Annotated in this window: 20 protein-coding genes; 15 read left to right on the plus strand and 5 right to left on the minus strand. The window is 54.9% G+C overall.

The genetic code is table 11. The features are described from left to right. The 3 genes from HV314_RS07135 to HV314_RS07145 all read right to left on the minus strand — a co-directional run bounded on the left by HV314_RS07135 (position 1) and on the right by HV314_RS07145 (position 3,578). Complete coding sequence (locus HV314_RS07135; protein ID WP_008785467.1) at positions 1-990, minus strand: ABC transporter permease; 990 nt, start codon at positions 988-990, stop codon at positions 1-3. Next, positions 983-2,491, minus strand: a complete 1,509-nt coding sequence (locus HV314_RS07140) for a sugar ABC transporter ATP-binding protein (RefSeq protein ID WP_016154014.1) — start codon at positions 2,489-2,491, stop codon at positions 983-985. The genes HV314_RS07135 and HV314_RS07140 overlap by 8 nt, the downstream gene beginning before the upstream one ends. Positions 2,492-2,594: 103 nt before the next feature. Then, a complete protein-coding gene (locus tag HV314_RS07145) occupies positions 2,595-3,578 on the minus strand; it encodes an autoinducer 2 ABC transporter substrate-binding protein (protein ID WP_003037665.1) in 984 nt (327 codons plus the stop codon). Positions 3,579-3,998: 420 nt separating this feature from the next. Here HV314_RS07145 and HV314_RS07150 point away from each other — a divergent pair, with 420 nt between their 5' ends. Continuing rightward, positions 3,999-4,637: a DUF1007 family protein gene (locus HV314_RS07150; RefSeq protein WP_181547120.1), complete on the plus strand. Its 639-nt coding sequence runs from the start codon at positions 3,999-4,001 to the stop codon at positions 4,635-4,637. Continuing rightward, a complete protein-coding gene (locus tag HV314_RS07155) occupies positions 4,628-5,608 on the plus strand; it encodes a nickel/cobalt transporter (RefSeq protein WP_016157141.1) in 981 nt (326 codons plus the stop codon). Before HV314_RS07150 ends, HV314_RS07155 begins: the two co-directional genes overlap by 10 nt. Before the next feature lie 84 nt (positions 5,609-5,692). Here the strand turns inward: HV314_RS07155 and suhB are convergent, their stop codons facing one another. After that, on the minus strand, positions 5,693-6,496 hold the full coding sequence (suhB, locus tag HV314_RS07160) for an inositol-1-monophosphatase (protein WP_181547694.1): 804 nt from the start codon (positions 6,494-6,496) through the stop codon (positions 5,693-5,695). A 118-nt stretch (positions 6,497-6,614) separates the two neighbouring features. On the opposite strand from suhB, the gene trmJ reads away from it, so the two are divergent. From trmJ to sseB, 11 genes are all read left to right on the plus strand, one after another. Next, positions 6,615-7,346: a tRNA (cytosine(32)/uridine(32)-2'-O)-methyltransferase TrmJ gene (gene trmJ, locus HV314_RS07165; protein ID WP_016157139.1), complete on the plus strand. Its 732-nt coding sequence runs from the start codon at positions 6,615-6,617 to the stop codon at positions 7,344-7,346. Between the two features lie 217 nt (positions 7,347-7,563). Further along, positions 7,564-8,055 carry a Fe-S cluster assembly transcriptional regulator IscR gene (gene iscR / locus HV314_RS07170; RefSeq protein ID WP_005120405.1) on the plus strand — a complete coding sequence of 164 codons (492 nt, stop codon included), beginning with the start codon at positions 7,564-7,566 and terminating at the stop codon, positions 8,053-8,055. Between the two features lie 167 nt (positions 8,056-8,222). Continuing rightward, positions 8,223-9,437: a cysteine desulfurase gene (gene iscS / locus HV314_RS07175; RefSeq protein WP_016154009.1), complete on the plus strand. Its 1,215-nt coding sequence runs from the start codon at positions 8,223-8,225 to the stop codon at positions 9,435-9,437. Positions 9,438-9,462: 25 nt separating this feature from the next. Continuing rightward, a complete protein-coding gene (gene iscU / locus HV314_RS07180) occupies positions 9,463-9,849 on the plus strand; it encodes a Fe-S cluster assembly scaffold IscU (RefSeq protein ID WP_002913991.1) in 387 nt (128 codons plus the stop codon). A 20-nt stretch (positions 9,850-9,869) separates the two neighbouring features. After that, entirely contained in the window at positions 9,870-10,193 is a 324-nt protein-coding gene (iscA, locus tag HV314_RS07185; protein ID WP_181547696.1) for an iron-sulfur cluster assembly protein IscA, read from the plus strand. Between the two features lie 108 nt (positions 10,194-10,301). After that, a complete protein-coding gene (hscB, locus tag HV314_RS07190) occupies positions 10,302-10,817 on the plus strand; it encodes a co-chaperone HscB (RefSeq protein ID WP_016154008.1) in 516 nt (171 codons plus the stop codon). Positions 10,818-10,832: 15 nt separating this feature from the next. Next, positions 10,833-12,683 carry a Fe-S protein assembly chaperone HscA gene (gene hscA, locus HV314_RS07195; protein WP_047416438.1) on the plus strand — a complete coding sequence of 617 codons (1,851 nt, stop codon included), beginning with the start codon at positions 10,833-10,835 and terminating at the stop codon, positions 12,681-12,683. Between the two features lies 1 nt (position 12,684). Then, a complete protein-coding gene (fdx, locus tag HV314_RS07200; RefSeq protein WP_003037690.1) occupies positions 12,685-13,020 on the plus strand; it encodes an ISC system 2Fe-2S type ferredoxin in 336 nt (111 codons plus the stop codon). 11 nt (positions 13,021-13,031) lie between these two features. Next, positions 13,032-13,232 (plus strand): Fe-S cluster assembly protein IscX, encoded by a 201-nt coding sequence (gene iscX, locus HV314_RS07205; RefSeq protein WP_003037694.1) that lies wholly within the window; start codon positions 13,032-13,034, stop codon positions 13,230-13,232. 60 nt (positions 13,233-13,292) lie between these two features. Beyond that, complete coding sequence (pepB, locus tag HV314_RS07210) at positions 13,293-14,576, plus strand: aminopeptidase PepB (protein ID WP_181547698.1); 1,284 nt, start codon at positions 13,293-13,295, stop codon at positions 14,574-14,576. Positions 14,577-14,646: 70 nt separating this feature from the next. Beyond that, on the plus strand, positions 14,647-15,423 hold the full coding sequence (gene sseB / locus HV314_RS07215; protein WP_049270026.1) for an enhanced serine sensitivity protein SseB: 777 nt from the start codon (positions 14,647-14,649) through the stop codon (positions 15,421-15,423). Between the two features lie 222 nt (positions 15,424-15,645). Here sseB and sseA read toward each other — a convergent pair whose 3' ends face one another. Continuing rightward, the gene (gene sseA, locus HV314_RS07220; RefSeq protein WP_016154005.1) at positions 15,646-16,497 is read right to left on the minus strand and encodes a 3-mercaptopyruvate sulfurtransferase; all 852 of its coding nucleotides are present in this window, start codon (positions 16,495-16,497) and stop codon (positions 15,646-15,648) included. Between the two features lie 207 nt (positions 16,498-16,704). On the opposite strand from sseA, the gene HV314_RS07225 reads away from it, so the two are divergent. Next, positions 16,705-21,639: an alpha-2-macroglobulin family protein gene (locus tag HV314_RS07225; RefSeq protein ID WP_181547700.1), complete on the plus strand. Its 4,935-nt coding sequence runs from the start codon at positions 16,705-16,707 to the stop codon at positions 21,637-21,639. Continuing rightward, positions 21,640-23,952 (plus strand): peptidoglycan glycosyltransferase PbpC, encoded by a 2,313-nt coding sequence (pbpC, locus tag HV314_RS07230; RefSeq protein ID WP_181547702.1) that lies wholly within the window; start codon positions 21,640-21,642, stop codon positions 23,950-23,952. The last annotated feature ends 70 nt before the right edge of the window (positions 23,953-24,022 follow it).

Genomic DNA, 24,022 nt, shown 5'->3' on the forward strand with positions numbered 1-24,022 from the left:
TCAAAGCTCCCTTGCCAGTTTGCGTTTTTCGTTCCAGGCCGTGGCGCTAATGCTGACCAGGATAATGGCGCCGCTGAACACGGTGTGCCAGTAAGAGGAGACGCTGAGCAGCGTCAGGCCATTTTGTAAGAAGGCCAGCAGAACCACGCCGAGCAGGGTTCCGGTTAATGTGCCGCGTCCGCCGCTCATGCTGGTTCCGCCGAGCACGACCGCCGCCAGTACCGTCAACTCAAAGCCGAGCAGCGAATTGGGCGCAACTGACTGGGTGATTTGCGCCTGAACCACGGCGGCAACGCCTGCCAGAATACCCATGTAGCCATACACGTAGAAATGCAGCTTCAGCAGATTCAGCCCCAGGCGCGAAGCCGCATCACGATTACCGCCCATGGCGTAAACCTGACGGCCAAGACGGGTATAGTTCATCAGCACGGCGGTAAAGATGATCACAGCCGCCAGGCACAACAGGGGCAGTGTCAAGCCGTAGTCGTAGCCATCCGCCGCGGTGAACGAGAACCAATTGATGCCGTTCATAAACCAGTCCGGAAAGCCGTACAGCCAGGTGCCTTTGGTGGCGTACACCAGCAGACCGTAGTAAACGTTCAACGTGGCGATGGTAATGATGATGGCCGGAACGCGCAGCCAGTAGACCAGGAAGCCATTAATAAGTCCCAGCAGCAGACCCACCGCAATCGCGATGATTAACGCCAACGCGAAGTTGCCGCCGTGGCCGATAACCCAACTGGCCATCGCATACTGGGCTATCGCGGTCATCGCCGGAAATGAGATGTCGATCCCACCGGAAATCAGCACCACAAACAGCCCGCAGGCAAGGATGCCGAGAATCGCATAGCTGGTAGCCACATCCGTCAGGTTCCCCAAAGACAAGAACTCATCGGTGCTGATGCTCAGCCCAACGGCAAGGGCCACAACCAGCAGGCCCAGCCAAAATTCATGTTGCCCGATTAAACGGGAGAGATGCATCTTATTCATTGATTACCTCGACCACTTCAGCAATCTCCTCTTCACGGCACTGATGAGGATTAAATTCCGCCACCAGCCTGCCGCGACGCATCACCAGCACGCGGTGGCTGTTGTAATACGCTTCCGGGATTTCATCGCAAATCATCAGCACCGCCATACCCTGTTCCGCCAAATCGCGGGCTATCTGGTAAATACCCTCTTTGTTGGCGATATCTACGCCTACGGTAGGGGAGTCGAGGATCAGGATGCGGGGATTAGTCGCCACCCATTTGGCAATGGCGATACGCTGGGCATTACCGCCGGAAAGGGTTTTAACCGGCAGGTGTGGATCGGACACTTTGATATTCAGCTCGCGGATCAAGTCGGCGACCAGCTTTTGCGCTTTACGGTGATCGAGCAGGCCGCTGCCGGTATGCAGTTGATCAAACACCGTGACGATGGTGTTGTCGTAGATCGACTGCTCCATGATCAGCCCCTGCGTCAGGCGATCTTCTGAGACGTAGCCGATCCCATGTTTAATGGCATCATGGTTATTGCGAAGAGTGACCGGCTGGCCGTTAATGCGAATCTCACCGCTTTCTGGGTGCGTCATGCCAAACAGGCTCAGACAAAGTTCGGTGCGTCCGGCGCCCAGCAGGCCCACAATGGAGACAATCTCGCCGCCGTGCAGCGACAGATTAATGTTTTGGTATTTGCCTCTGCGGCTGAGGTTGCGCAGCTCCAGCAGGGGCTCTTGCTCAATAGCGGGTCTTTCCGGCAGCGGGCTATAGTGGAAGCGTTGTCCGGTCATCAGGAAAGCCAGCTCGTGGCTGTCGAGTTCGCTGGCAGGATAAGTGCCCACCAGTTTGCCGTCGCGCATCACGCTGATGCGGTCAGCCACTTCCATCACTTCATCCAGACGGTGGCTGACAAACACTACACAAATTCCGGCAGCTTTTAGTTCGTTAACGACCCGTAGCAGGCCATTAACCTCCTGACGGGTTAGCGAGGCGGTGGGCTCGTCCATAATCACCAGACGCGCGTCGGCGGCAATCGCCCGGCAAATGGCGACCAGTTGTCGGTCGGCAATCGAGAGTTTTTCAACCTTTTTATCGGGATCGATGTTCACACCGATGCGCTTCATGGCTGCCAGCGCCTGCTGCTTCATGGCGCCACGACGTACCCAGATATCGCCACCGGGCAGATAGCGGTTGACCGCGATATTCTCCGCGACGCTAAAGTTAGGGAACAACGACAGGTCCTGATAAATAACCTGAATGCCATAATGGGAAGAGAGCTGCGGCGTCAGGTGATGGAACAATTTGCCATCGAGTAAAATCTGCGCGCCTTTTTCCGGATGATAAACTCCGGAGATCACTTTAATAATGGTACTTTTACCACAGCCGTTTTGACCCGCCAGACAGTGAACTTCGCCTTTTCTCAGCGTCAGATTCACGTTATCCAGCGCCAGCACGCCCGGGAATTGTTTGCTGATATTCTCAAGAGTGATAAATGCGGTGGTGTCTGCCATGGACAATACCCCTGCGAGCGCCCGGATGGACGCTGAGTGTTAGTTTGGTTGATAGCGCCGGCCAGACGGCCGGCGTTAAGGTTCCCTGGTGTTGGCTAAAGCCTTAGAAACCAAGTGATTGTGCGTTGTCTTTGGTGACTTCGAGGATCTTGTTAAAGCGGATCACTTTCTTCTCCGTGTCGATATCGGCTTTCCCTAAACCATCGATACTCAGGTCGGCGTTAACTTCTTTGCCCTGCAACAGCTGATCGGCAACCGTTACCAGCGCGTAGCCCGCGTCTTTTGGATCCCACAGCAGCGCTTTTTTGATATCACCACGCATCAGGTAAGGTGCAGCCTGTGCTGGCATTGCGATCCCGACGACGGCGATTTTATCTTTGGCGCGTTTTTTCTGCACAGCCTGACCCGCACCGATTGGACCCAGCGAGCCGAAACCGATAATGCCTTTCATCTGCGGATAAGTTTTCATGAGGTCCAGCGTCGTGGCGTAGGATTTATCGATGCTTTCCGCAACCGGCAGACGTGAAGTGACCTCAAACATTTCCGGATATTTTTCTTTCTGGTACTTAATTGCATAATCCGCCCACGCGTTATGCAGCGGCACAGTTAGTGAACCGACATAGATGGCGTAACCCCCTTTGCCGCCCATGTTTTTTGCTAACTCATCGACGTTAGCCTGCGCGTATTTTTCACTATCGATGGTTTCGATATCCCATTGGCCAATTTGCTCATCCGGGGATTCGTGCGTCAGAACGACAATGCCTTTATCGCGCGCTTTTTTCAGTACTGGCTCAAGGACCTTGGCATCGTTCGGTACCACGATGATGGCGTTGACGTTTTTGGCGATCAGATCCTCAATCACTTTGACCTGCTGTGCCGGATCCGGCGTGGAAGGCCCGGTCTGGTAAGCATTCACATCCAGTTTTTTTGCTGCTTCATTAACACCGGTTTCCATCCGGTTAAACCACGGAATCCCGGTGACTTTGGCAACCACAGCAATTTCATATTTTTCCGCCGCAAAGGACGTGCCGGACAACATGCATGCAGAAACCAGGGTTGCACTGAGTAATGCGAGTTTGAATTTCATAGTTGTACCTTTCGTAGGGGGCAGGACATGTCACGGCGTGAAGTTAACAACGAATGGAAGAGGGAATGAATCACAAGTTTGGTGAATGTGATCTATGCCCATTATTGTAATTTTATGGAAAATAAACGGTTAAATATTGGTTAAATTTGCACGGAAATACACTCAGGGATTTAAATTCAGTGTTAATAAAACATTAAAATGAAACCATAAATTAACAAATTTTTATCATTTCACTTAAGTTGTGGCGACGAAAAGGTATTTGGGAGGATGTTGCTGAAGAAGAAATTGTTGAAATTGAGAACTGAATCGATACCGGAAAAGGAGGCTCAACATTTTTTCGTTCAATGGTATCCTCAGCACACTTTCGCCAAACACAGCATCATTATTTGTGGCGGTGTAGATTTTTCTCGTGGAGAACTCATGCAAGGCGTTAAACGTATCATTATGACGTTGTTTCTCGCGATCCTGTCCTTAGGCGCAGGTGCGCATCCCCACAGCTTTATCCATTTGAAAACCGAGGTAGTGAGCGAGAATGAGCAGTTCGTCGCGCTAAAAATGCGCTGGACGATGGATGAAATCACCTCGGCAGATCTGCTTTACGATGCGGGAAATGCCAAACCTGGTGATGAGATCTGGAAAAAACTGGCGGCAGAAGTGATGGCCAACGTCCTCGGGCAGCACTATTTCACCGAAGTGTGGCACGACGGGAAAAAGGTAAAGTTTAAAAACAGGCCGACGGAATATGGCATGGAGCGTGAAGAACATCAGGCAGTGCTGACGTTCGTGTTGCCGCTGGCAGAAGCTCAGCCGCTGAGCGGTCAAAAATATACCATTTCAACCTTCGATCCCACCTACTACGTTGATATGAGCTATGACAAAGACAGCGATGCCTGGCTGGCGCAGGCCATAAGTCAGCAATGCCGTATTTCAGTACATACGCCGACGCCGAATGAACAAATGCTGAGCTTTGCGCAGTCGCTGGATAAAGAAGACGCACCGCCGGAGGATATGGAGTTGGGTAAACAGTTTGCACAGACGGTGACGCTGCAATGTCCGTAGTTTATCAACAACGCGCCGCCAGACGCCGCTGGCTCACGCTATGGCCGCTGGCGGTGTTTTTACTGTTGGCTGCAGTCGGCATACTGTGGCTATGGCAGGCCTGGCCGCAGGTGATGATGAAGAGTGTCGTCTGGCAGCGCGACGTTAACCAGCAGATGAGCGGTTTGCTGAAAGCCGTTGCCGCCAATCCGGCCCAGGCCGGGGGATCGCTGCTGCTGTTTAGTTTTCTCTATGGCGTGCTGCATGCGTTGGGACCAGGACATGGAAAAGTCGTCATTACCACCTGGCTGGCAACGCATCCCTCGAAGCTGAGATCGAGTATTGGCCTGACGCTGGCCTCATCTTTATTACAGGGACTGGTCGCCATTGGGCTGGTGGTTGTGGTGCTCACCATTTTGCAGTTGCCTGCACGACAGCTACATATGAGTAGTTTCTGGCTGGAGAAAGGGAGTTATGCGCTGGTTGGCGTGTTGGGCGTTTTATTGTGCGTCCGTGCGCTGAAGAAATTGCGCCAGTTGCTGCGTCGCCCGAAATTTACCGCCTTCACGCCGCACCATGTGCATCACGAGGGCTGTGGCTGTGGGCATCAGCATTTGCCTGATCCTGAACAGCTGCAAAGCGGTGATGACTGGCGCGCCCGGCTGATGATCGTTTTGTCTATGGGAATGCGGCCATGCTCCGGGGCAATTATGGTTTTACTGTTTAGCAAAGTGGTTGGCGTTTTTAGCTGGGGCATGGCGTCGGCGCTGGCGATGGCGGCAGGAACCTCTTTGACGATTACGTCACTGGCTTTGCTGGTACACAGTTTCCGCTCGCTGGCGGTGAGACTTAGCGGACATAAAGCGCCGGTGCTGTGGCGACAGATTGGCTGGACGACGCTGGCATTAGCCGGTGGTGCGGTGCTGATTGCTGCTGCGGTAGTGATGTGGGTGAGCGCGGTGCCGGTGGGGCGAGGGATTAGACCGTTTTAATCAAAGCCGGATGGCGGCTTCGCCTTATCCGGCCTGTATCAACACGTAAGCCCGGTAAGCATGACACCACCGGGCTGTACTGAATTAACGCTTCAACGCGTCGCTCAGTTCGTCACGCATGTTAGCCAGCATGGCTTTCACTACGCGCGGATTACCTGCAACGATGTTGCCAGTCACCATATAGTTATGACCGCCGGTGAAGTCGCAAACCAGTGCGCCTGCTTCACGAGCAATCAGCTCACCTGCGGCGAAATCCCATGGTTTCAGACCGATTTCGAAGTAACCGTCAACACGTGCAGCGGCAACGTAAGCCAGATCCAGCGCAGCAGAACCTGTGCGGCGGAAGTCAGCGCACTCGGTAAACATCTTGCCAAGAATTTTCATGTAAGACGCGGCGTGCTGTTTCGCTTTGAACGGGAAACCGGTGGCGATGATTGTGCCGTCCAGATCGCGTGCGGTGCTGCCACGCAGACGGTAGCCGTTCAGCTGTGCGCCCTGGCCGCGGGTTGCGGTGAACAGTTCGTTACGCATTGGATCGTAAACAACGGCGACTTCAGTACGGCCTTTAATGCGTACTGCGATGGAAACCGCGAAGTGCGGCAGACGTTTTACGAAGTTGGTAGTGCCATCCAGTGGATCGATAACCCATTGAACATCCTGATCTTCACCAACATGCTCACCGCTTTCTTCGGTGATGATGGTGTGCTGTGGGTAAGATTTGCGAATTGTTTCGATAATAATCGCTTCGGCGGCTTTATCGACGTTAGTCACGAAATCATTGCTGCCTTTCTGGCTGGTTTCTACAGAGTCTGGCGTTTCGTAGTGTTTGGCAATTACATTACCCGCCTTGCGCGCTGCGCGCACGGCGATGGTCAGCATCGGATGCATCGGTCTCTCTCACTGGATGTTAAAGAACGGGAAAACGGCGCAGAGTATAGCAGCGAGTTCGGAATATGTCTTCGTTTTATGATAATATGCCCGAATAATCTTTAGCCGAAGAAATACAATGCTGCAAAATATTCGAATCGTGCTGGTGGAAACCTCTCACACTGGCAACATGGGCTCTGTGGCCCGCGCAATGAAAACCATGGGTTTAACTAATCTGTGGCTGGTAAATCCACTGGTTAAACCGGACTCCCAGGCCATCGCCCTGGCGGCAGGTGCCAGCGATGTGATCGGCAGCGCGCAGATCGTCGATACTCTCGATGAAGCGCTGGCGGGTTGCAGCCTGGTGGTGGGTACCAGCGCGCGCTCCCGTACGCTGCCGTGGCCAATGCTGGATCCGCGTGAATGCGGTTTAAAAAGCGTCTCTGAAGCAACGAACTCGCCGGTGGCGCTGGTGTTTGGACGTGAGCGCGTTGGCCTGACCAACGAAGAGCTGCAGAAGTGCCATTATCATGTCGCCATTGCCGCGAACCCGGAATACAGCTCGCTCAACCTGGCGATGGCGGTGCAGGTCATCTCTTATGAAGTTCGCATGGCCTGGCTGGCAACGCAGGAAAGCGACAAGACCGCAGAATACGAAGAAGCTGAGTATCCGTTGGTCGATGATTTAGAGCGTTTTTACGGTCATCTGGAACAAACGCTGCTGTCGACCGGGTTTATCCGCGAAGGACATCCGGGGCAGGTGATGAACAAGCTGCGCCGTCTGTTCACTCGTGCGCGTCCTGAGAGCCAGGAGCTGAACATTTTGCGCGGAATTTTAGCTTCTATAGAGCAGCAGAATAAAGGCAAGTAAGCGTCTTGATGCCGGATGGCTGCACGATTCCCAGGCCGGATTAGCGAAGCGCCATCCGGTAAATGAAAAAGGCACTGAAGGTTAAATACCTGACTAAATTAGTCAAGTAAATAGTTGACTGATTTAGTCGGGAATGTCAGACTTGCCCCTGCTATGCAATACCCCCATTTTACAATAAAAAACCCCGGGCAGGGGCGAGTTTGAGGCTAAGTAAGACATGAGACTGACATCAAAAGGGCGTTATGCCGTGACCGCAATGTTGGACGTTGCGCTCAACTCCGAAACGGGCCCGGTACCGTTGGCTGATATTTCTGAACGTCAGGGAATTTCCCTGTCATATCTGGAGCAGCTGTTTTCCCGTTTGCGTAAAAACGGTCTGGTTTCCAGCGTACGTGGACCAGGCGGCGGGTATCTGCTGGGTAAAGATGCCGGCAGCATCGCAGTAGGTGAAGTGATTAGCGCTGTTGACGAGTCTGTAGACGCGACCCGTTGCCAGGGCAAAGGCGGTTGTCAGGGCGGCGATAAATGCCTGACCCACGCGCTGTGGCGCGATCTGAGCGATCGTCTGACCGGTTTCCTCAACAACATTACGTTGGGCGAACTGGTGAATAATCAGGAAGTCCTGGATGTGTCTGGTCGCCAGCACACACATGACGCTCCACGCAGTACCCGCACGCAAGACGCTATCGACGTCAAACTGCGTGCCTAATAAAAATTACGCAATATCTTCTGGTTGCATCAAGGCAGCCAGAAAGATGAAGCGTAAAAAGTATTTCAGAATCAGGCCGGGGTGCCAGACGCCCCGTTAACTCGGTCGTACATCCAGCCGGTTGCCTGGTTCCTTGCATTGAAGCGATGTACGGAGTTTATAGAGCAATGAAATTACCGATCTATCTCGACTACTCCGCAACCACGCCGGTGGACCCGCGTGTTGCCGAGAAAATGATGCAGTGTCTGACCCTGGACGGAAACTTTGGTAACCCAGCTTCCCGTTCACACCGTTTCGGCTGGCAAGCTGAAGAGGCGGTAGATATCGCCCGCAATCAGATCGCTGATCTGGTCGGTGCCGATCCGCGTGAAATCGTCTTTACTTCCGGTGCGACGGAATCCGATAACCTGGCGATTAAAGGTGCAGCCAACTTTTACCAGAAAAAAGGCAAGCACATCATCACCAGCAAAACCGAACACAAAGCCGTGCTGGACACCTGCCGTCAGCTGGAGCGCGAAGGGTTTGAAGTGACCTACCTCGCCCCGCAGCGTAATGGCATTATCGACCTGAAAGAACTTGAAGCGGCAATGCGTGACGACACCATTCTGGTCTCCATCATGCACGTTAACAACGAAATCGGCGTGGTACAGGATATCGCAACCATCGGCGAAATGTGCCGTGCCCGCGGTATCATCTATCACGTTGATGCGACTCAGAGCGTGGGCAAACTGCCTATCGATCTGAGCCAACTGAAAGTTGACCTGATGTCCTTCTCCGGCCACAAAATTTATGGCCCGAAAGGTATCGGCGCGCTGTACGTTCGTCGTAAACCGCGTATTCGTATTGAAGCGCAGATGCACGGCGGCGGTCACGAGCGTGGTATGCGTTCCGGTACGCTTCCTGTGCACCAAATCGTTGGGATGGGTGAAGCTTACCGTATCGCCAAAGAAGAGATGGAAACCGAGATGGCGCGCCTGCGCACTCTGCGTAACCGTCTGTGGAACGGCGTGAAAGATATGGAAGAGGTGTACCTCAATGGTGACCTCGAGCAGGGCGCACCGAACATTCTCAACGTTAGCTTCAACTTTGTTGAAGGCGAGTCGCTGATTATGGCGCTGAAAGACCTGGCTGTATCCTCCGGTTCTGCATGTACCTCTGCAAGCCTGGAGCCATCCTACGTGCTGCGCGCGCTGGGGATGACCGACGAGCTGGCACATAGCTCAATTCGTTTCTCTTTAGGTCGTTTCACTACCGAAGAAGAGATTGACTACGCCATCAATCTGGTTCGCAACTCCATTGGCCGCCTGCGCGACCTTTCCCCGCTGTGGGAAATGTTCAAACAGGGCGTGGATTTGAACAGTATTGAATGGTCACATCACTAATCGGTACCGATAAGGAGAATTCATCATGGCTTATAGCGAAAAAGTAATCGATCATTACGAGAATCCACGTAACGTGGGCTCTTTTGACAACAGCGACGAGAACGTGGGCAGCGGCATGGTGGGTGCACCGGCCTGTGGCGACGTGATGAAGTTGCAGATCAAAGTCAACAATGAGGGTATCATTGAAGACGCGCGTTTCAAGACTTACGGCTGCGGTTCCGCTATTGCCTCCAGCTCTCTGGTTACCGAATGGGTAAAAGGGAAATCTCTGGACGAAGCACAGGCGATCAAAAATACCGATATCGCCGACGAGCTTGAACTGCCACCGGTGAAAATTCACTGCTCTATTCTGGCTGAAGACGCGATTAAAGCCGCGATTGCGGATTACAAAAGCAAACGTGAAGCAAAATAATTAAGAGTTGAGGTTTTATTATGTCGATTACCTTAAGCGACAGTGCAGCAGCGCGTGTAAATACCTTCCTGGCAAACCGCGGTAAAGGGTTTGGTCTGCGTCTGGGCGTGAGAACCTCCGGCTGCTCAGGTATGGCTTATGTACTGGAATTTGTTGACGAGCCGGCGGCTGAAGATTCCGTGTTTGAAGACAAAGGCGTAAAAGTCGTGATCGACGGTAAGAGCCTGCAATTCCTCGACGGTACGCAGTTAGACTTCGTCAAAGAAGGTCTGAACGAAGGGTTTAAGTTCACTAACCCGAACGTGAAAGACGAATGTGGATGCGGCGAAAGCTTCCACGTGTAACGCGCTTACTGATAACCCCACCGTGGTCGCCTGCGCGTGGGGTTTGTTTTACCTGACTCTCTGGTTTTGCCTCATCGAACAACAGAGAATCGATGCCCTGAGAATGTTATGGACTACTTCACCCTCTTTGGCTTACCGGCCCGTTATCAGCTCGATACTCAGGCGCTGAGCCTACGTTTTCAGGATCTGCAACGTCAGTATCATCCTGATAAATTCGCCAGCGGTTCTCAGGCGGAACAACTTGCTGCGGTTTCGCAGTCCGCCACTATCAACCAGGCCTGGCAAACGCTGCGTCATCCTTTGATGCGCGCCGAATACTTGTTGTCTTTACACGGCTTTGATATCCGCAGCGAGCAGCACACGGTGCGCGATACCGCGTTTCTGATGGAACAGCTGGAGCTGCGCGAAGAGCTGGACGAGATTGAACAGGCAAAAGACAATCAACGGCTGGATGCGTTTATGCAACGCGTCAGCGAAATGTACAACGTTCGCCATCAACTGATGGTTGAACAGCTGGATAGCGAGACGTGGGACGCAGCGGCAGATACCGTGCGTAAGCTGCGTTTTCTCGATAAACTGCGAAGCAGTGCAGAACAACTCGAAGAAAAACTGCTCGATTTTTAATTTCCGGAAGCGAAAATGGCCTTATTACAAATTAGTGAGCCTGGTCTGAGCGCCGCGCCGCACCAGCGTCGTCTGGCGGTCGGTATCGATTTAGGCACCACCAACTCCCTGGTTGCGACCGTACGCAGCGGCCAGGCCGAAACGTTGGCAGATCATGAAGGTCGCCACCTGTTGCCGTCAGTGGTTCACTATCAGCAACAGGGCTACTCGGTCGGTTACGATGCCCGCGCCAATGCAGCGCAGGATACGGCAAACACCGTCAGCTCGGTAAAACGCATGATGGGCCGCTCTCTGGCGGATATCCAGGCGCGTTACCCGCATCTGCCTTATTCATTCCAGGCGAGCGAAAACGGCCTGCCGATGATTGAAACCGCTGCCGGTTTGCTTAATCCGGTGCGCGTATCCGCTGACATTCTGAAAGCGCTGGCCGCGCGGGCAACCGAATCGTTGTCCGGCGAACTGGATGGCGTAGTGATCACCGTTCCGGCTTACTTTGACGATGCACAGCGTCAGGGGACGAAAGACGCCGCGCGTCTGGCAGGCCTGCACGTATTGCGTCTGCTGAACGAACCGACCGCTGCGGCGATCGCTTATGGCCTGGATTCCGGTCAGGAAGGCGTGATCGCGGTCTATGACCTTGGCGGCGGTACTTTTGATATTTCTATTCTGCGCCTGAGTCGCGGCGTGTTTGAAGTGCTGGCGACCGGCGGTGATTCCGCGCTCGGCGGCGACGATTTTGACCATCTGCTGGCCGATTACATTCGCGAGCAGGCGGGCGTTGCCGATCGCAGCGATAACCGCGTACAGCGCGAACTGCTGGATGCCGCGATTGCAGCGAAAATCGCACTCAGCGACGCCGATTCTGTGACGGTTAACGTGGCGGGATGGCAGGGTGAAATCACCCGTGAAACCTTTAATGAACTCATTTCCGCACTGGTTAAACGTACGCTGCTGGCCTGCCGCCGTGCGCTGAAAGATGCGGGCGTTGAGCCGCAGGATGTGCTGGAAGTGGTAATGGTCGGTGGTTCAACGCGCGTGCCGCTGGTACGTGAACGCGTCGGTGAATTCTTTGGCCGTACGCCGCTGACCTCTATCGACCCGGACAAAGTGGTCGCCATCGGTGCGGCAATCCAGGCGGATATTCTGGTCGGGAATAAACCGGACAGCGAAATGCTGCTGCTGGACGTTATCCCGCTGTCTCTGGGACTGGAAACCATGGGCGGTCTGGTGGAGAAAGTGATCCCGCGTAACACCACTATCCCGGTGGCGCGTGCGCAGGACTTCACCACGTTTAAAGATGGCCAAACCGCGATGTCCATTCACGTGATGCAAGGCGAGCGTGAGCTGGTGCAGGACTGTCGTTCACTGGCGCGTTTTGCGCTGCGCGGTATCCCGGCGTTGCCGGCAGGCGGCGCGCATATCCGCGTGACCTTCCAGGTCGATGCTGATGGGCTACTGAGCGTCACCGCTATGGAGAAATCCACCGGCGTTGAGTCCTCGATTCAGGTCAAACCGTCCTACGGTCTGACCGACAGTGAAATCGCCTCCATGATTCAGGATTCGATGAGTTTTGCCGAGCAGGACGTTAAAGCTCGTATGCTGGCAGAACAGAAAGTCGAAGCGGCACGCGTACTGGAGAGTTTATCCGGTGCGCTGAACGCTGATGCCGCGCTGTTAAGCGCCGCAGAACGTCAGGCTATCGACACCGCCGCCGCGCACTTGAGCGAGGTAGCACAGGGTGACGATGTTGACGCGATAGAACAAGCCATTAAAAACGTAGACAAACAAACCCAGGAATTCGCCGCTCGCCGTATGGACAAATCCGTCCGTAGCGCGCTGAAAGGCCATTCCGTGGACGAGGTTTAATATGCCAAAGATTGTTATTTTGCCTCATCAGGATCTCTGTCCCGATGGCGCAGTTCTGGAAGCTGAGACCGGCGAAACCATTCTCGACGTTGCCCTGCGTAACGGTATCGAGATTGAACACGCCTGTGAAAAATCCTGTGCCTGCACGACCTGCCACTGCATCGTACGTGAAGGTTTTGATTCTTTACCGGAAAGCACAGAAGAAGAAGACGACATGCTGGATAAAGCCTGGGGACTGGAGCCGGAGAGCCGTTTAAGCTGTCAGGCACGGGTAACAGAGGACGATTTAGTGGTCGAAATCCCACGTTACACAATCAATCATGCACGTGAGCATTAACAGAGGGTAGTATGGGACTGAAGTGGACCGATAGCCGCGAAATCGGCGAGGCGCTGTACGACGCGTTCCCCGATCTCGATCCCAAGACCGTTCGTTTCACCGATCTGCACCAATGGATCTGTGACCTGGAAGAGTTCGATGATGATCCACAGGCATCGAACGAAAAAATCCTTGAGGCCATTTTACTGGTCTGGCTGGACGAAGCCGAATAAGTCAACGGGCTGCCCACGGGTGGCCCGTTTTCCTGTATGCGCGAAATAAGGATAAATAAAATGACAGAAGCCATGAAAATTACGCTTTCCACGCAACCCGCTGACGCTCGCTGGGGTGAAAAGGCGACATACAGCATTAATAATGACGGTATTACCCTGCACCTGAACGGAAAAGATGATCTCAGCCTTATCCAGCGCGCCGCGCGTAAAATTGACGGCCTGGGTATTAAACATGTCCAACTGGATGGTGAAGGCTGGGATACCGAACGTAGCTGGGCGTTCTGGCAGGGTTACAAAGGACCAAAAGGCACCCGCAAAGTTGAGTGGGCCGCTCTGGACGAGGCGCAGCGCAAAGAGCTGGATAACCGTCTGAAGATTATTGACTGGGTGCGCGATACCATTAACGCACCTGCAGAAGAGCTGGGCCCGGAACAGCTGGCGCAACGCGCGGTAGACCTGCTGTGTGGCGTGGCCTGCGACAACGTCTCGTACCGTATCACCAAAGGTGAAGATCTGCGCGAGCAGAACTACATGGGGCTGCATACCGTAGGTCGAGGCTCTGAACGTCCGCCGGTGCTGCTGGCGCTGGATTACAACCCGACTGGCGACAAAGAAGCCCCAGTTTATGCCTGCCTGGTTGGCAAGGGAATTACCTTTGACTCCGGCGGATACAGCATCAAGCAAAGCGCATTTATGGACTCAATGAAGTCCGATATGGGCGGTGCGGCAACGGTCACCGGCGCGCTGGCGTTTGCCATCACCCGTGGCCTGAACAAGCGTGTGAAGCTGTATCTGTGCTGCGCGGATAACCTGATCAGCGGCAACGCCTTTAAGCTTGGCGATATCATTCACTATCGCAACGGTAAAAAAGTTGAAGTGATGAATACCGATGCTGAAGGGCGTCTGGTACTGGCCGATGGCCTGATCGATGCCAGCGCGCAAAAACCTGAATTGATCATTGATGCTGCCACGCTGACCGGCGCGGCGAAAACCGCACTGGGCAACGATTACCACGCGCTGTTTAGCTTTGATGACCAACTGGCCGCGCGTTTGTTGGCAAGTGCGGCGCAAGAAAACGAGCCGTTCTGGCGTTTGCCGTTGGCAGAGTTCCACCGTAGCCAACTGCCGTCAAATTTTGCTGAGCTGAATAATACCGGCTGTGCGGCCTATCCAGCGGGTGCAAGCACCGCGGCGGGCTTCCTGTCCCATTTCGTGGAAAATTACCAGCAAGGCTGGCTGCACATCGATTGCTCTGCAACCTATCGCAAAGCGCCGGTTGAGCAGTGGTCTGCGGGCGCAACTGGTCTGGGTGTGCGCACCATCGCGAATCTGCTGACCGCATAATTCACGACTGTATTGCCGGATGGCGCTAAGCTTATCCGGCTTACATGTATTCATCCAATTTGTGATACTTATGTCCGAAACAAAAAATGAATTAGAAACGTTGCTGGAGCAAGCAGCGACAGAGCCTGCGCATCGTCCGGCATTTTTCCGTACATTACTGGAATCCACCGTCTGGGTGCCGGGTACTGCCGCAGAAGGCGAGGCGGTGGTTGAAGACAGCGCCCTCGACCTTCAACACTGGGAAAAAGAAGACGGCACGACCGTGATCCCGTTCTTCACCTCCCTGGAAGCCCTGCAACAGGCGGTTGAAGATGAGCAAGCATTTGTCGTTATGCCGGTGCGTACGCTATTTGAAATGACGCTTGGCGAAACGCTCTTTCTCAACGCTAAACTGCCGACCGGCAAAGAGTTTATGCCGCGCGAAATCAGCCTGCTGATGGGGGAAGAGGGTAATCCGCTAAGCACCCAGGAAGTACTGGAAGGTGGTGAATCGCTGCTCCTTTCTGAAGTCGCTGAACCTCCGGCGCAGATGATTGACTCACTGACCACGCTGTTTAAAACCATTAAGCCGGTAAAACGCGCATTTCTCTGCTCAATCAAAGAAAGTGCGGAAGCCCAGCCGAATCTGCTGATTGGTATTGAAGCTGAAGGTGATATTGAAGAGATCATCCATGCTGCGGGTAGCGTCGCGACCGATACGTTGCCGGGTGATGAACCCATTGATATCTGCCAGGTGAAGAAAGGTGAGAAGGGCGTGAGCCACTTTATCACTGAGCACATCGCCCCCTTCTACGAACGCCGCTGGGGCGGCTTCCTGCGCGATTTCAAACAGAACCGGATTATCTGAGTGAAGGAAAGCCGCCACGAAGGATTATACCTCGCGCACTGAATAATTTTGCCGCTAACTCAGTTGGCTTTTTCTCCCTTAAAAGGGAGTATTAGTGCGCTACGATGAGCCTGCGTTGCTAAAGCAGCACAGCCTGCTGGAAAGGCCGCGAACCGGACTGGCACAAAAAAACCGCTCATTGAGCGGTTTTTTTGTGGGTGAAAAAGATGAGTAAATCAGATTTTATTGAGTCTCAGCCGGTTCTACCGGTAAATCGTTACGCGCGCCCCATTCGCTCCATGCGCCGTCATACAATGCGACGTTAGAAACGCCCAGCGTGGCAAGCGCCAGCACAACCACCGCTGCCGTGACGCCTGAGCCGCAACTGGCGATAATGGGACGGTCAAAGCTTACGCCATGGCTGAAGAAAATAGCATCCAGTTCGTCGGTAGTTTTCAGTTCACCGTCACGAACCAGCTCTGTCCACGGTACGTTAAGCGCACCAGGCACATGGCCACGCTTGAGGCCCGGACGCGGCTCGTCAACTTCGGCATTAAAACGTGCAGCCGGTCGGGCATCGACGATCTGCGCCGTTTTTTCATGACTGGCCAGCAGTACGTCGGTAACGCGCACAACCGCTTCAGGTGTAAATGCCACGTTAAATTCACCTTCCGGTAAATCCTCATTTCCTTCTTTGAGCATTAGCTCATCGCGCTGCCAGCCAGCCAGACCGCCCGCCAGAATGGAGACATTCTCGACACCAAATGTCCGCAGCATCCACCATGCGCGTGGCGCGGAAAACAGGTTGCCATCATCGTAGACAACCAGGTGTTTATCCTGATGAACGCCCAATTCGCGCATCGCTACGGCAAAGGCTTCCGGTCGCGGCATCATATGCGGTAGCGGTGACGTATGGTCGGAAAGCGCTTCAATATCAAAAAAGACTGCGCCAGGAATATGGCCCGCGCGATACTCCTCGCCAACATCGCGATCTTCCTGTCCTGGAGGTGCCATCCGGGCATCAAGAATTTGTATTTCCGGGTCGTCAATGTGTTCGGCAAGCCAGTCGGCAGCGACAAAAAAGGCGGTGGTCATAGGCATCTCCATTTTTACCAGGTTTTGGCAAATTGTCGGATGTTTAGGGCAATGCGACAAGTAAAAGAGGCTGATTTGTCAGGCGAATCCACATTAATCACGAAAAAATAGGACAACGTAGAACAGTTACTGGCTTCCACAGCCGAAAATCTGACGCATAATAGTTGTTCTACGTAGCTAACGGGCCACTACGGCCAGGGATGAAAAATGAAACATTTACGCGTAGCGGCCTGTATGCTGATGCTGGCACTGGTTGGGTGCGATAATAATAACGAAAAATCACCGACGGCTGCGAAGCTTGATGCGCCTGCACCGCAGACTGCGCCAGCAAAAGATAAGGCCCAATTACAAAAGCTGATTCAGCAAAGCCAGGGTAAGTCGCTGACGCTGCTTGATGCCTCCGAGGTCCAACTCGACGGCGCGGCAACGCTCGTTTTGACCTTTTCCATTCCCCTCGATCCGGAACAAGATTTTTCTCGCGTAGTGCACGTTGTTGATAAAAAAAGCGGCAAAGTGGATGGTGCCTGGGAGCTGGCGCCAAATCTAAAAGAGCTACGCTTACGCCATCTCGAACCTAATCGGGAACTGGTGGTTACCATTGAGCGTGATTTACTGGCGCTGAATAAAGCGACGTTCGCTATCGATTATGAAAAAAACATTACCACCCGCGACGTCCAGCCAAGCGTAGGGTTCGCTAGTCGCGGTTCGCTGCTGCCGGGAAAAGTGATTGAAGGGTTACCGGTGATGGCCCTTAACGTTAATAGCGTGGATGTGAACTTCTTTCGCGTGAAGCCTGAGTCGCTCGGTGCGTTTGTCAGCCAGTGGGAATACCGTAATTCGTTGTCAAACTGGGAGTCAGACAATCTGCTGAAAATGGCGGAGCTGGTTTATACCGGACGCTTTGACCTCAATCCTGAGCGTAACACCCGAGAGAAGCTGCTACTGCCACTGAGCGATATCAAGCCGTTGCAGCAAGCAGGCGTTTACATTGCGGTGATGAATCAGGCCGGACACTATAACTACAGCAATGCTGCTACGCTGTTTACGCTCAGTGACATTGGTGTCTCTGCGCACCGTTACCACAATCAACTGGATGTCTTTACGCAGAGTCTGGAAAACGGCGCTGCGCAGCAGGGTATTGAGGTCACGTTACTCAACGAAAAAGGGCAGACGCTAGCGCAGGCTACCAGCGACGCGCAGGGGCACGTCAAGCTGGAAACCGATAAAGACGCGGCCTTATTGCTGGCCCGTAAAGACGGGCAAACCACGCTGCTGGACCTGAAGCTCCCGGCGTTGGATCTGGCTGAATTTGATATTGCCGGCGCGCCGGGATACAGCAAGCAGTTCTTTATGTTTGGCCCCCGTGACCTCTATCGCCCTGGCGAAACGGTGATCCTCAACGGATTACTGCGAGATAGCGACGGCAAAACGCTGCCTGACCAGCCGGTGAAGCTGGAGGTCGTTAAGCCCGACGGACAGGTGTTACGCTCGGTAGTGAGCCAACCGGAAAACGGTCTGTATCGCTTTAGCTGGCCGCTGGACAGCAGCGCGCCAACCGGCATGTGGCATATTCGTGCCAATACTGGCGACAACCAGTCGCGGATGTGGGATTTCCACGTCGAAGATTTTATGCCTGAGCGGATGGCGCTCAATCTCACCGCCAATAAGATGCCGCTGGCTCCAACTGATGAAGTGAAGTTCTCGGTGGTGGGCTACTACCTGTACGGCGCGCCCGCCAACGGCAATGCTCTGCAAGGGCAGCTTTTCCTGCGCCCGCTGCGGGAAGCGGTGCAGGCATTACCGGGGTTCCAGTTTGGTAATATTGCCGAAGAAAATCTTTCTCGCAGCCTCGATGAGGTTCAGTTGACGCTGGATGACCACGGTCGCGGCGAAGTGACTACCAACAGCCAATGGCAGGAGACGCATTCTCCGTTACAGGTGATTCTGCAAGCCAGCCTGCTGGAGTCGGGTGGCCGTCCGGTGACGCGTCGGGTTGAACAAGCCATCTGGCCTGCGGATACGCTGCCAGGTATTCGTCCGCAGTTTGCGGCGAAAGCCGTTTATGACTACCGCACCGATACCACCGTCAATCAGCCTGGCGTTGATGAAAACAGCAATGCCGCTTTTGATATTGTGTATGCCGATGCGCAAGGCGAGAAAAAAGCGGTGTCCGGTTTACAGGTGCGTTTGATCCGTGAACGCCGTGATTATTACTGGAACTGGTCTGAAGGTGAGGGCTGGCAATCGCAGTTCGATCAAAAAGATCTGGTTGAGGGTGAGCAGACCCTGGATCTGAAGGCCGATGAGACCGGTAAAGTCAGCTTCCCTGTCGAGTGGGGTGCCTATCGCCTGGAAGTGAAAGCTCCGAATGATGCGGTGAGCAGCGTGCGCTTCTGGGCTGGTTATAGCTGGCAGGATAACAGCGACGGCAGCGGGGCAGTGCGTCCCGATCGCGTGACCCTGAAACTGGATAAACCCGGCTATCGTCCCGGCGATACCATGAAGCTACATATTGCCGCACCCGCTGCTGGCAAAGGTTACGCGATGGTGGAGTCCAGCGAAGGCCCGCTGTGGTGGCAAGAGATAGACGTACCGACGGATGGTCTTGATATCTCCATCCCGGTCGATAAAACCTGGAATCGCCATGATTTGTATCTCAGCGCGCTGGTGGTTCGTCCTGGCGACAAGTCTCGTTCGGCAACGCCAAAACGGGCAGTTGGCTTACTGCATTTGCCGTTAGGCGATGAAAACCGTCGTCTGGCGCTGGCGCTGGAAAGTCCGGCGAAAATGCGTCCAAATCAGCCGTTGACCGTCAAGATTAAAGCCAGCGTTAAAAATGGCGATGTGCCAAAACAGGTTAACGTGCTGGTCTCTGCCGTTGACAGCGGGGTGTTGAACATTACCGATTACGCCACGCCGGATCCGTGGCAGGCGTTTTTCGGGCAAAAACGCTATGGCGCGGATATTTATGATATTTACGGCCAGGTGATCGAAGGGCAAGGACGTCTGGCGGCGCTGCGCTTTGGTGGTGATGGCGATGAGTTAAAACGCGGCGGCAAGCCACCGGTTAATCACGTCAATATCGTGGCGCAACAGGCGCTGCCGGTGACGCTTAACGAGCAGGGCGAAGGTACGGTGACGTTACCAATTGGTGATTTCAACGGCGAGCTGCGGGTAATGGCGCAAGCCTGGACGGCGGATGATTTTGGCAGTAGCGAAAGCAAAGTGATTGTCGCCGCGCCGGTAATTGCTGAACTGAACATGCCGCGCTTTCTGGCGGGGGGCGATACCTCGCGCCTGACGCTGGACGTGACCAACCTGACTGACAAACCGCAAACGCTGATTATTAATCTCGCGGCCAGCGGTTTACTGGAGCTGATGGGGCAAGATCCCGCCCCGGTGAATCTGGCGCCAGGCGTACGGACTACGCTGTTTATTCCGGTGCGTGCGCGGGAGGGCTTTGGCGATGGCGAAATTCAGGCGCAAATTAGCGGTCTGAATCTACCGGGTGAAACGCTGCCTGTTCAGCATAAACAGTGGAAAATTGGCGTGCGACCGGCGTTCCCGGCGCAAACTGTTAATTACGGCGTCGCACTTCAGCCGGGCGCAACCTGGCAGCTTCCGGGCGAAGAACTGACGAATTTCTCTCCTGTGACGATGCAGGGACAACTGCTGTTCAGCGGTAAGCCACCGCTGAATCTGGCGCGCTATATCCGCGAACTGAAAGCTTACCCTTACGGTTGCCTCGAGCAAACGGCGAGCGGGTTGTTCCCATCCTTATACACTAATGCCGCGCAGTTGAAGGCGTTAGGTATCGCGGGCGACAGCGATGAAAAACGCCGTGCGGCAGTAGAGATTGGCATCTCTCGTTTACTGCAAATGCAGCGTGATAACGGCGGTTTTGCGCTGTGGGATAAGAACGGGTCGGAAGAATACTGGCTGACCGCGTATGTGATGGATTTCCTCGTTCGCGCGAATGAACAGGGCTATAGCGTCCCGGCAGAGGTGATTAACCGGGGTAACGAGCGGCTGCTGCGCTATTTGCAGGATCCGGGCATGATGTCGATTCGCTATACCGACGACGCATCAGCAAGCCGGTTTGCTGTACAGGCCTACGCCGCGCTGGTGCTGGCTCGTCAGCAGAAAGCCCCGCTCGGCGCGCTGCGTGAGATCTGGGAGCGTCGTGCACAGGCGGCTTCCGGTTTACCGTTGATGCAACTGGGGATAGCGCTGAAAAACATGGGCGACGCCAACCGCAGTGAACAAGCGTTGACGCTGGCGCTGAATACGCCACGTCGCGATGCGCAGCAGTGGATGGCGGATTACGGCAGTCAGCTACGTGACAACGCGCTGATGCTGGCATTGTTGGAAGAGAACAAGCTTAAACCTGAAGTGCAGAATACGCTGCTGAACACCTTGTCAGAACAGGCCTTTGGGCAGCGCTGGCTCTCTACTCAGGAAAACAATGCGCTGTTCCTTGCCGCGCGTACGTTACAGGACTTGCCTGGCTCGTGGCAGGCGCAAACGTCACTCTCTGAACAGGCGTTAGCCGGGGAGAAATCACAAACGCGTAATCTGGATGCTGACGCGCTGTCTACGCTGAACGTCACCAATACCGGTAATCTGCCGCTGTGGCTGCGTCTGGATGTGAGTGGTTACCCGCAAACCTCGCCGACGCCTGCCAGCAACGTTCTGCACATTGAGCGTCAGATCCTGGGGCTCGACGGGAACAGCAAAGCGCTGGATTCTCTGCGCAGCGGCGAACTGGTACTGGTCTGGCTGGAGGTGAAAGCCAGCCAGAACGTACCGGATGCGCTGGTGGTTGACTTACTGCCAGCCGGCCTGGAGCTGGAAAACCAGAATCTGGCCAACGGCAGCGCCAGCCTGCAGGACAGCGGCAGCGAGGTAGCGAATTTGCTCAATCAGATGCAGCAGGCGGATATCCAGCACGTTGAGTTCCGTGACGATCGCTTTGTCGCCGCGGTAGCGGTCAACGAAGGACAGCCTGTGACGCTGGTCTATCTGGCGCGGGCGGTAACGCCGGGGACCTATCAGGTTCCTGTGCCGCAAGTGGAGTCAATGTATGTTCCGCAGTGGCGCGCGACCGGTGCGACAGAGGGGCTTTTGATTGTCAGACCGTAAATGATGCGCGGGTTGGGGAAACGCGGCTGCTGGCTCTGGCTGGCAGCCGTTGCGCTATTGCTGGTAGCGGGGGGTTGGGCGGCAGATAAAATCTGGCCGCTGCCGCTTCACGAAGTCGATCCGGCACGTGTCGTGGTGGCTTACGATGGTACGCCGCTATGGCGCTTCGCCGACGCGGACGGTATCTGGCGTTATCCGGTGACTATTGATGAGGTGTCCCCCCGTTACCTTGAGGCGTTAATCAACTACGAAGACCGCTGGTTCTGGAAACATCCCGGCGTCAATCCGTTTTCAGTGCTGCGCGCGGCATGGCAGGACCTCTCCTCAGGTCGCGTCGTTTCAGGCGGCAGTACGCTCACCATGCAGGTCGCACGATTGCTCGATCCCCACCCGCGAACTTTCGGCGGCAAGTTCCGCCAGCTCTGGCGCGCATTGCAGCTGGAATGGCATCTTTCTAAGCGCGACATCCTGACGCTATATCTTAACCGTGCGCCGTTTGGCGGCACGCTGCAGGGCGTGGGTGCTGCGAGCTGGGCCTACCTTGGTAAATCACCCGCACAGTTGAGTTATTCCGATGCCGCGCTGCTGGCCGTGTTGCCGCAGGCACCGAGCCGTCTGCGCCCGGACCGCTGGCCGGACCGCGCTGAAGCGGCGCGCAATAAAGTGCTTGAGCGCATGGCGACGCAGGGCGTTTGGCCTGCCAGACAGGTGCAGGAGTCACGCGAAGAACCGGTCTGGCTGGCGCCCAGACAAATGCCGCAGCTAGCGCCGTTATTCTCGCGCATGATGCTGGGAAAAAGCCGGAGCGATAAAATCGTGACCACCCTTGACGCCGGATTGCAGCGCCAACTGGAAGAGCTGGCGCAAAACTGGAAGGGCCGCTTACCTGCGCGCAGTTCGCTGGCGATGATTGTGGTCGATCACACTGATATGAGCGTGCGTGGCTGGGTGGGGTCGGTAGATATGAATGACGACTCCCGCTTTGGCCATGTGGATATGGTGAATGCGATCCGCTCGCCGGGCTCGGTGCTGAAGCCGTTTATCTATGGTCTGGCGCTGGATGACGGATTAATTCATCCTGCTTCATTGTTGCAGGATGTGCCGCGTCGAACCGGAGATTATCGACCAGGGAATTTTGACAGTGGTTTTCATGGCCCGGTGAGTATGAGCGAAGCGCTGGTGCGCTCGCTAAATTTACCCGCCGTGCAGGTACTTGAAGCCTATGGCCCGAAGCGTTTTGCCGCATCGTTACGTAACGTTGGCTTACCGCTGTATCTGCCCGCAGGTGCCGCACCGAATCTGTCGCTGATTTTGGGCGGGGCAGGGGCCAGACTGGAAGACATGGCGGCGGCGTACAGTGCCTTTGCCCGTCAGGGAAAAGCGGGAAAACTGCGCCTGCAGCCAGACGATCCACTGCTGGAGCGTCCGTTGATGTCGGTAGGCGCGGCGTGGATTATTCGCCGCATTATGGCTGACGAAGCGCAACCGCTGCCGGATAACGCGCTGAGCAGAGTGGTTCCGCTGGCGTGGAAAACGGGTACCAGTTATGGCTATCGCGATGCGTGGGCGATTGGCGTTAACGCCCGTTATGTGATGGGGATCTGGACCGGCAGACCCGACGGTACGCCGGTGGTGGGCCAGTTTGGTTTTGCCAGCGCCGTGCCGCTGCTCAATCAGGTCAACAATCTTTTGCTCTCTCGCGGGACAAATCAGCCGGAGGATCCGCGCCCTGAATCCGTTAGCCGCGGCGTAGTGTGCTGGCCGGGCGGGCAGTCACTTGCGCCCGGAGACAGCAACTGTCGACGCCGTCTGGCAACCTGGCTGCTGGAGGGCAGCCAGCCGCCCACGTTGTTATTGCCCGAACAGGAGGGTGTGAGTGGCATTCGTTTCCCCGTCTGGCTGGATGATGAAGGCAAACGTGTGGCGGCGGATTGCCCGCAGGCGCGCGAACAAACGTTAATCGTCTGGCCTTTACCGCTGGAGCCATGGCTGCCGGAGTCAGAGCGCCGTGGGGCGAGATTACCGCCGGTTTCTGCCACGTGTCCGCCGCTGGGGCAGGATGCTTCGCTGCCGTTGCAGTTGACAGGGGTTCGTGATGGCGCGATTGTGAAGCGTTTACCCGGCTCTGCGCTGGCCTCATTGCCGGTACAAACCAGCGGTGGGACTGGCGATCGCTGGTGGTTTCTTAACGGTGAACGGCTGGATGAACGCGGACGCCGTCTTACGCTACGGCTGGCGACCAAAGGGGATTATCAACTGCTGGTGATGGATGACGCCGGACTGGTGGCGACGGTGAGATTTTCGTTGCAGTAGACCACCAGGTGACTTTTGTTGCTAAAATTCATCTTATTTTAAAGAAATGTTATCTTCGTCAATAGTCAAT

This window comes from Citrobacter sp. RHBSTW-00887, from assembly GCF_013728095.1.
GTDB classification, from domain to species: domain Bacteria; phylum Pseudomonadota; class Gammaproteobacteria; order Enterobacterales; family Enterobacteriaceae; genus Citrobacter; species Citrobacter braakii.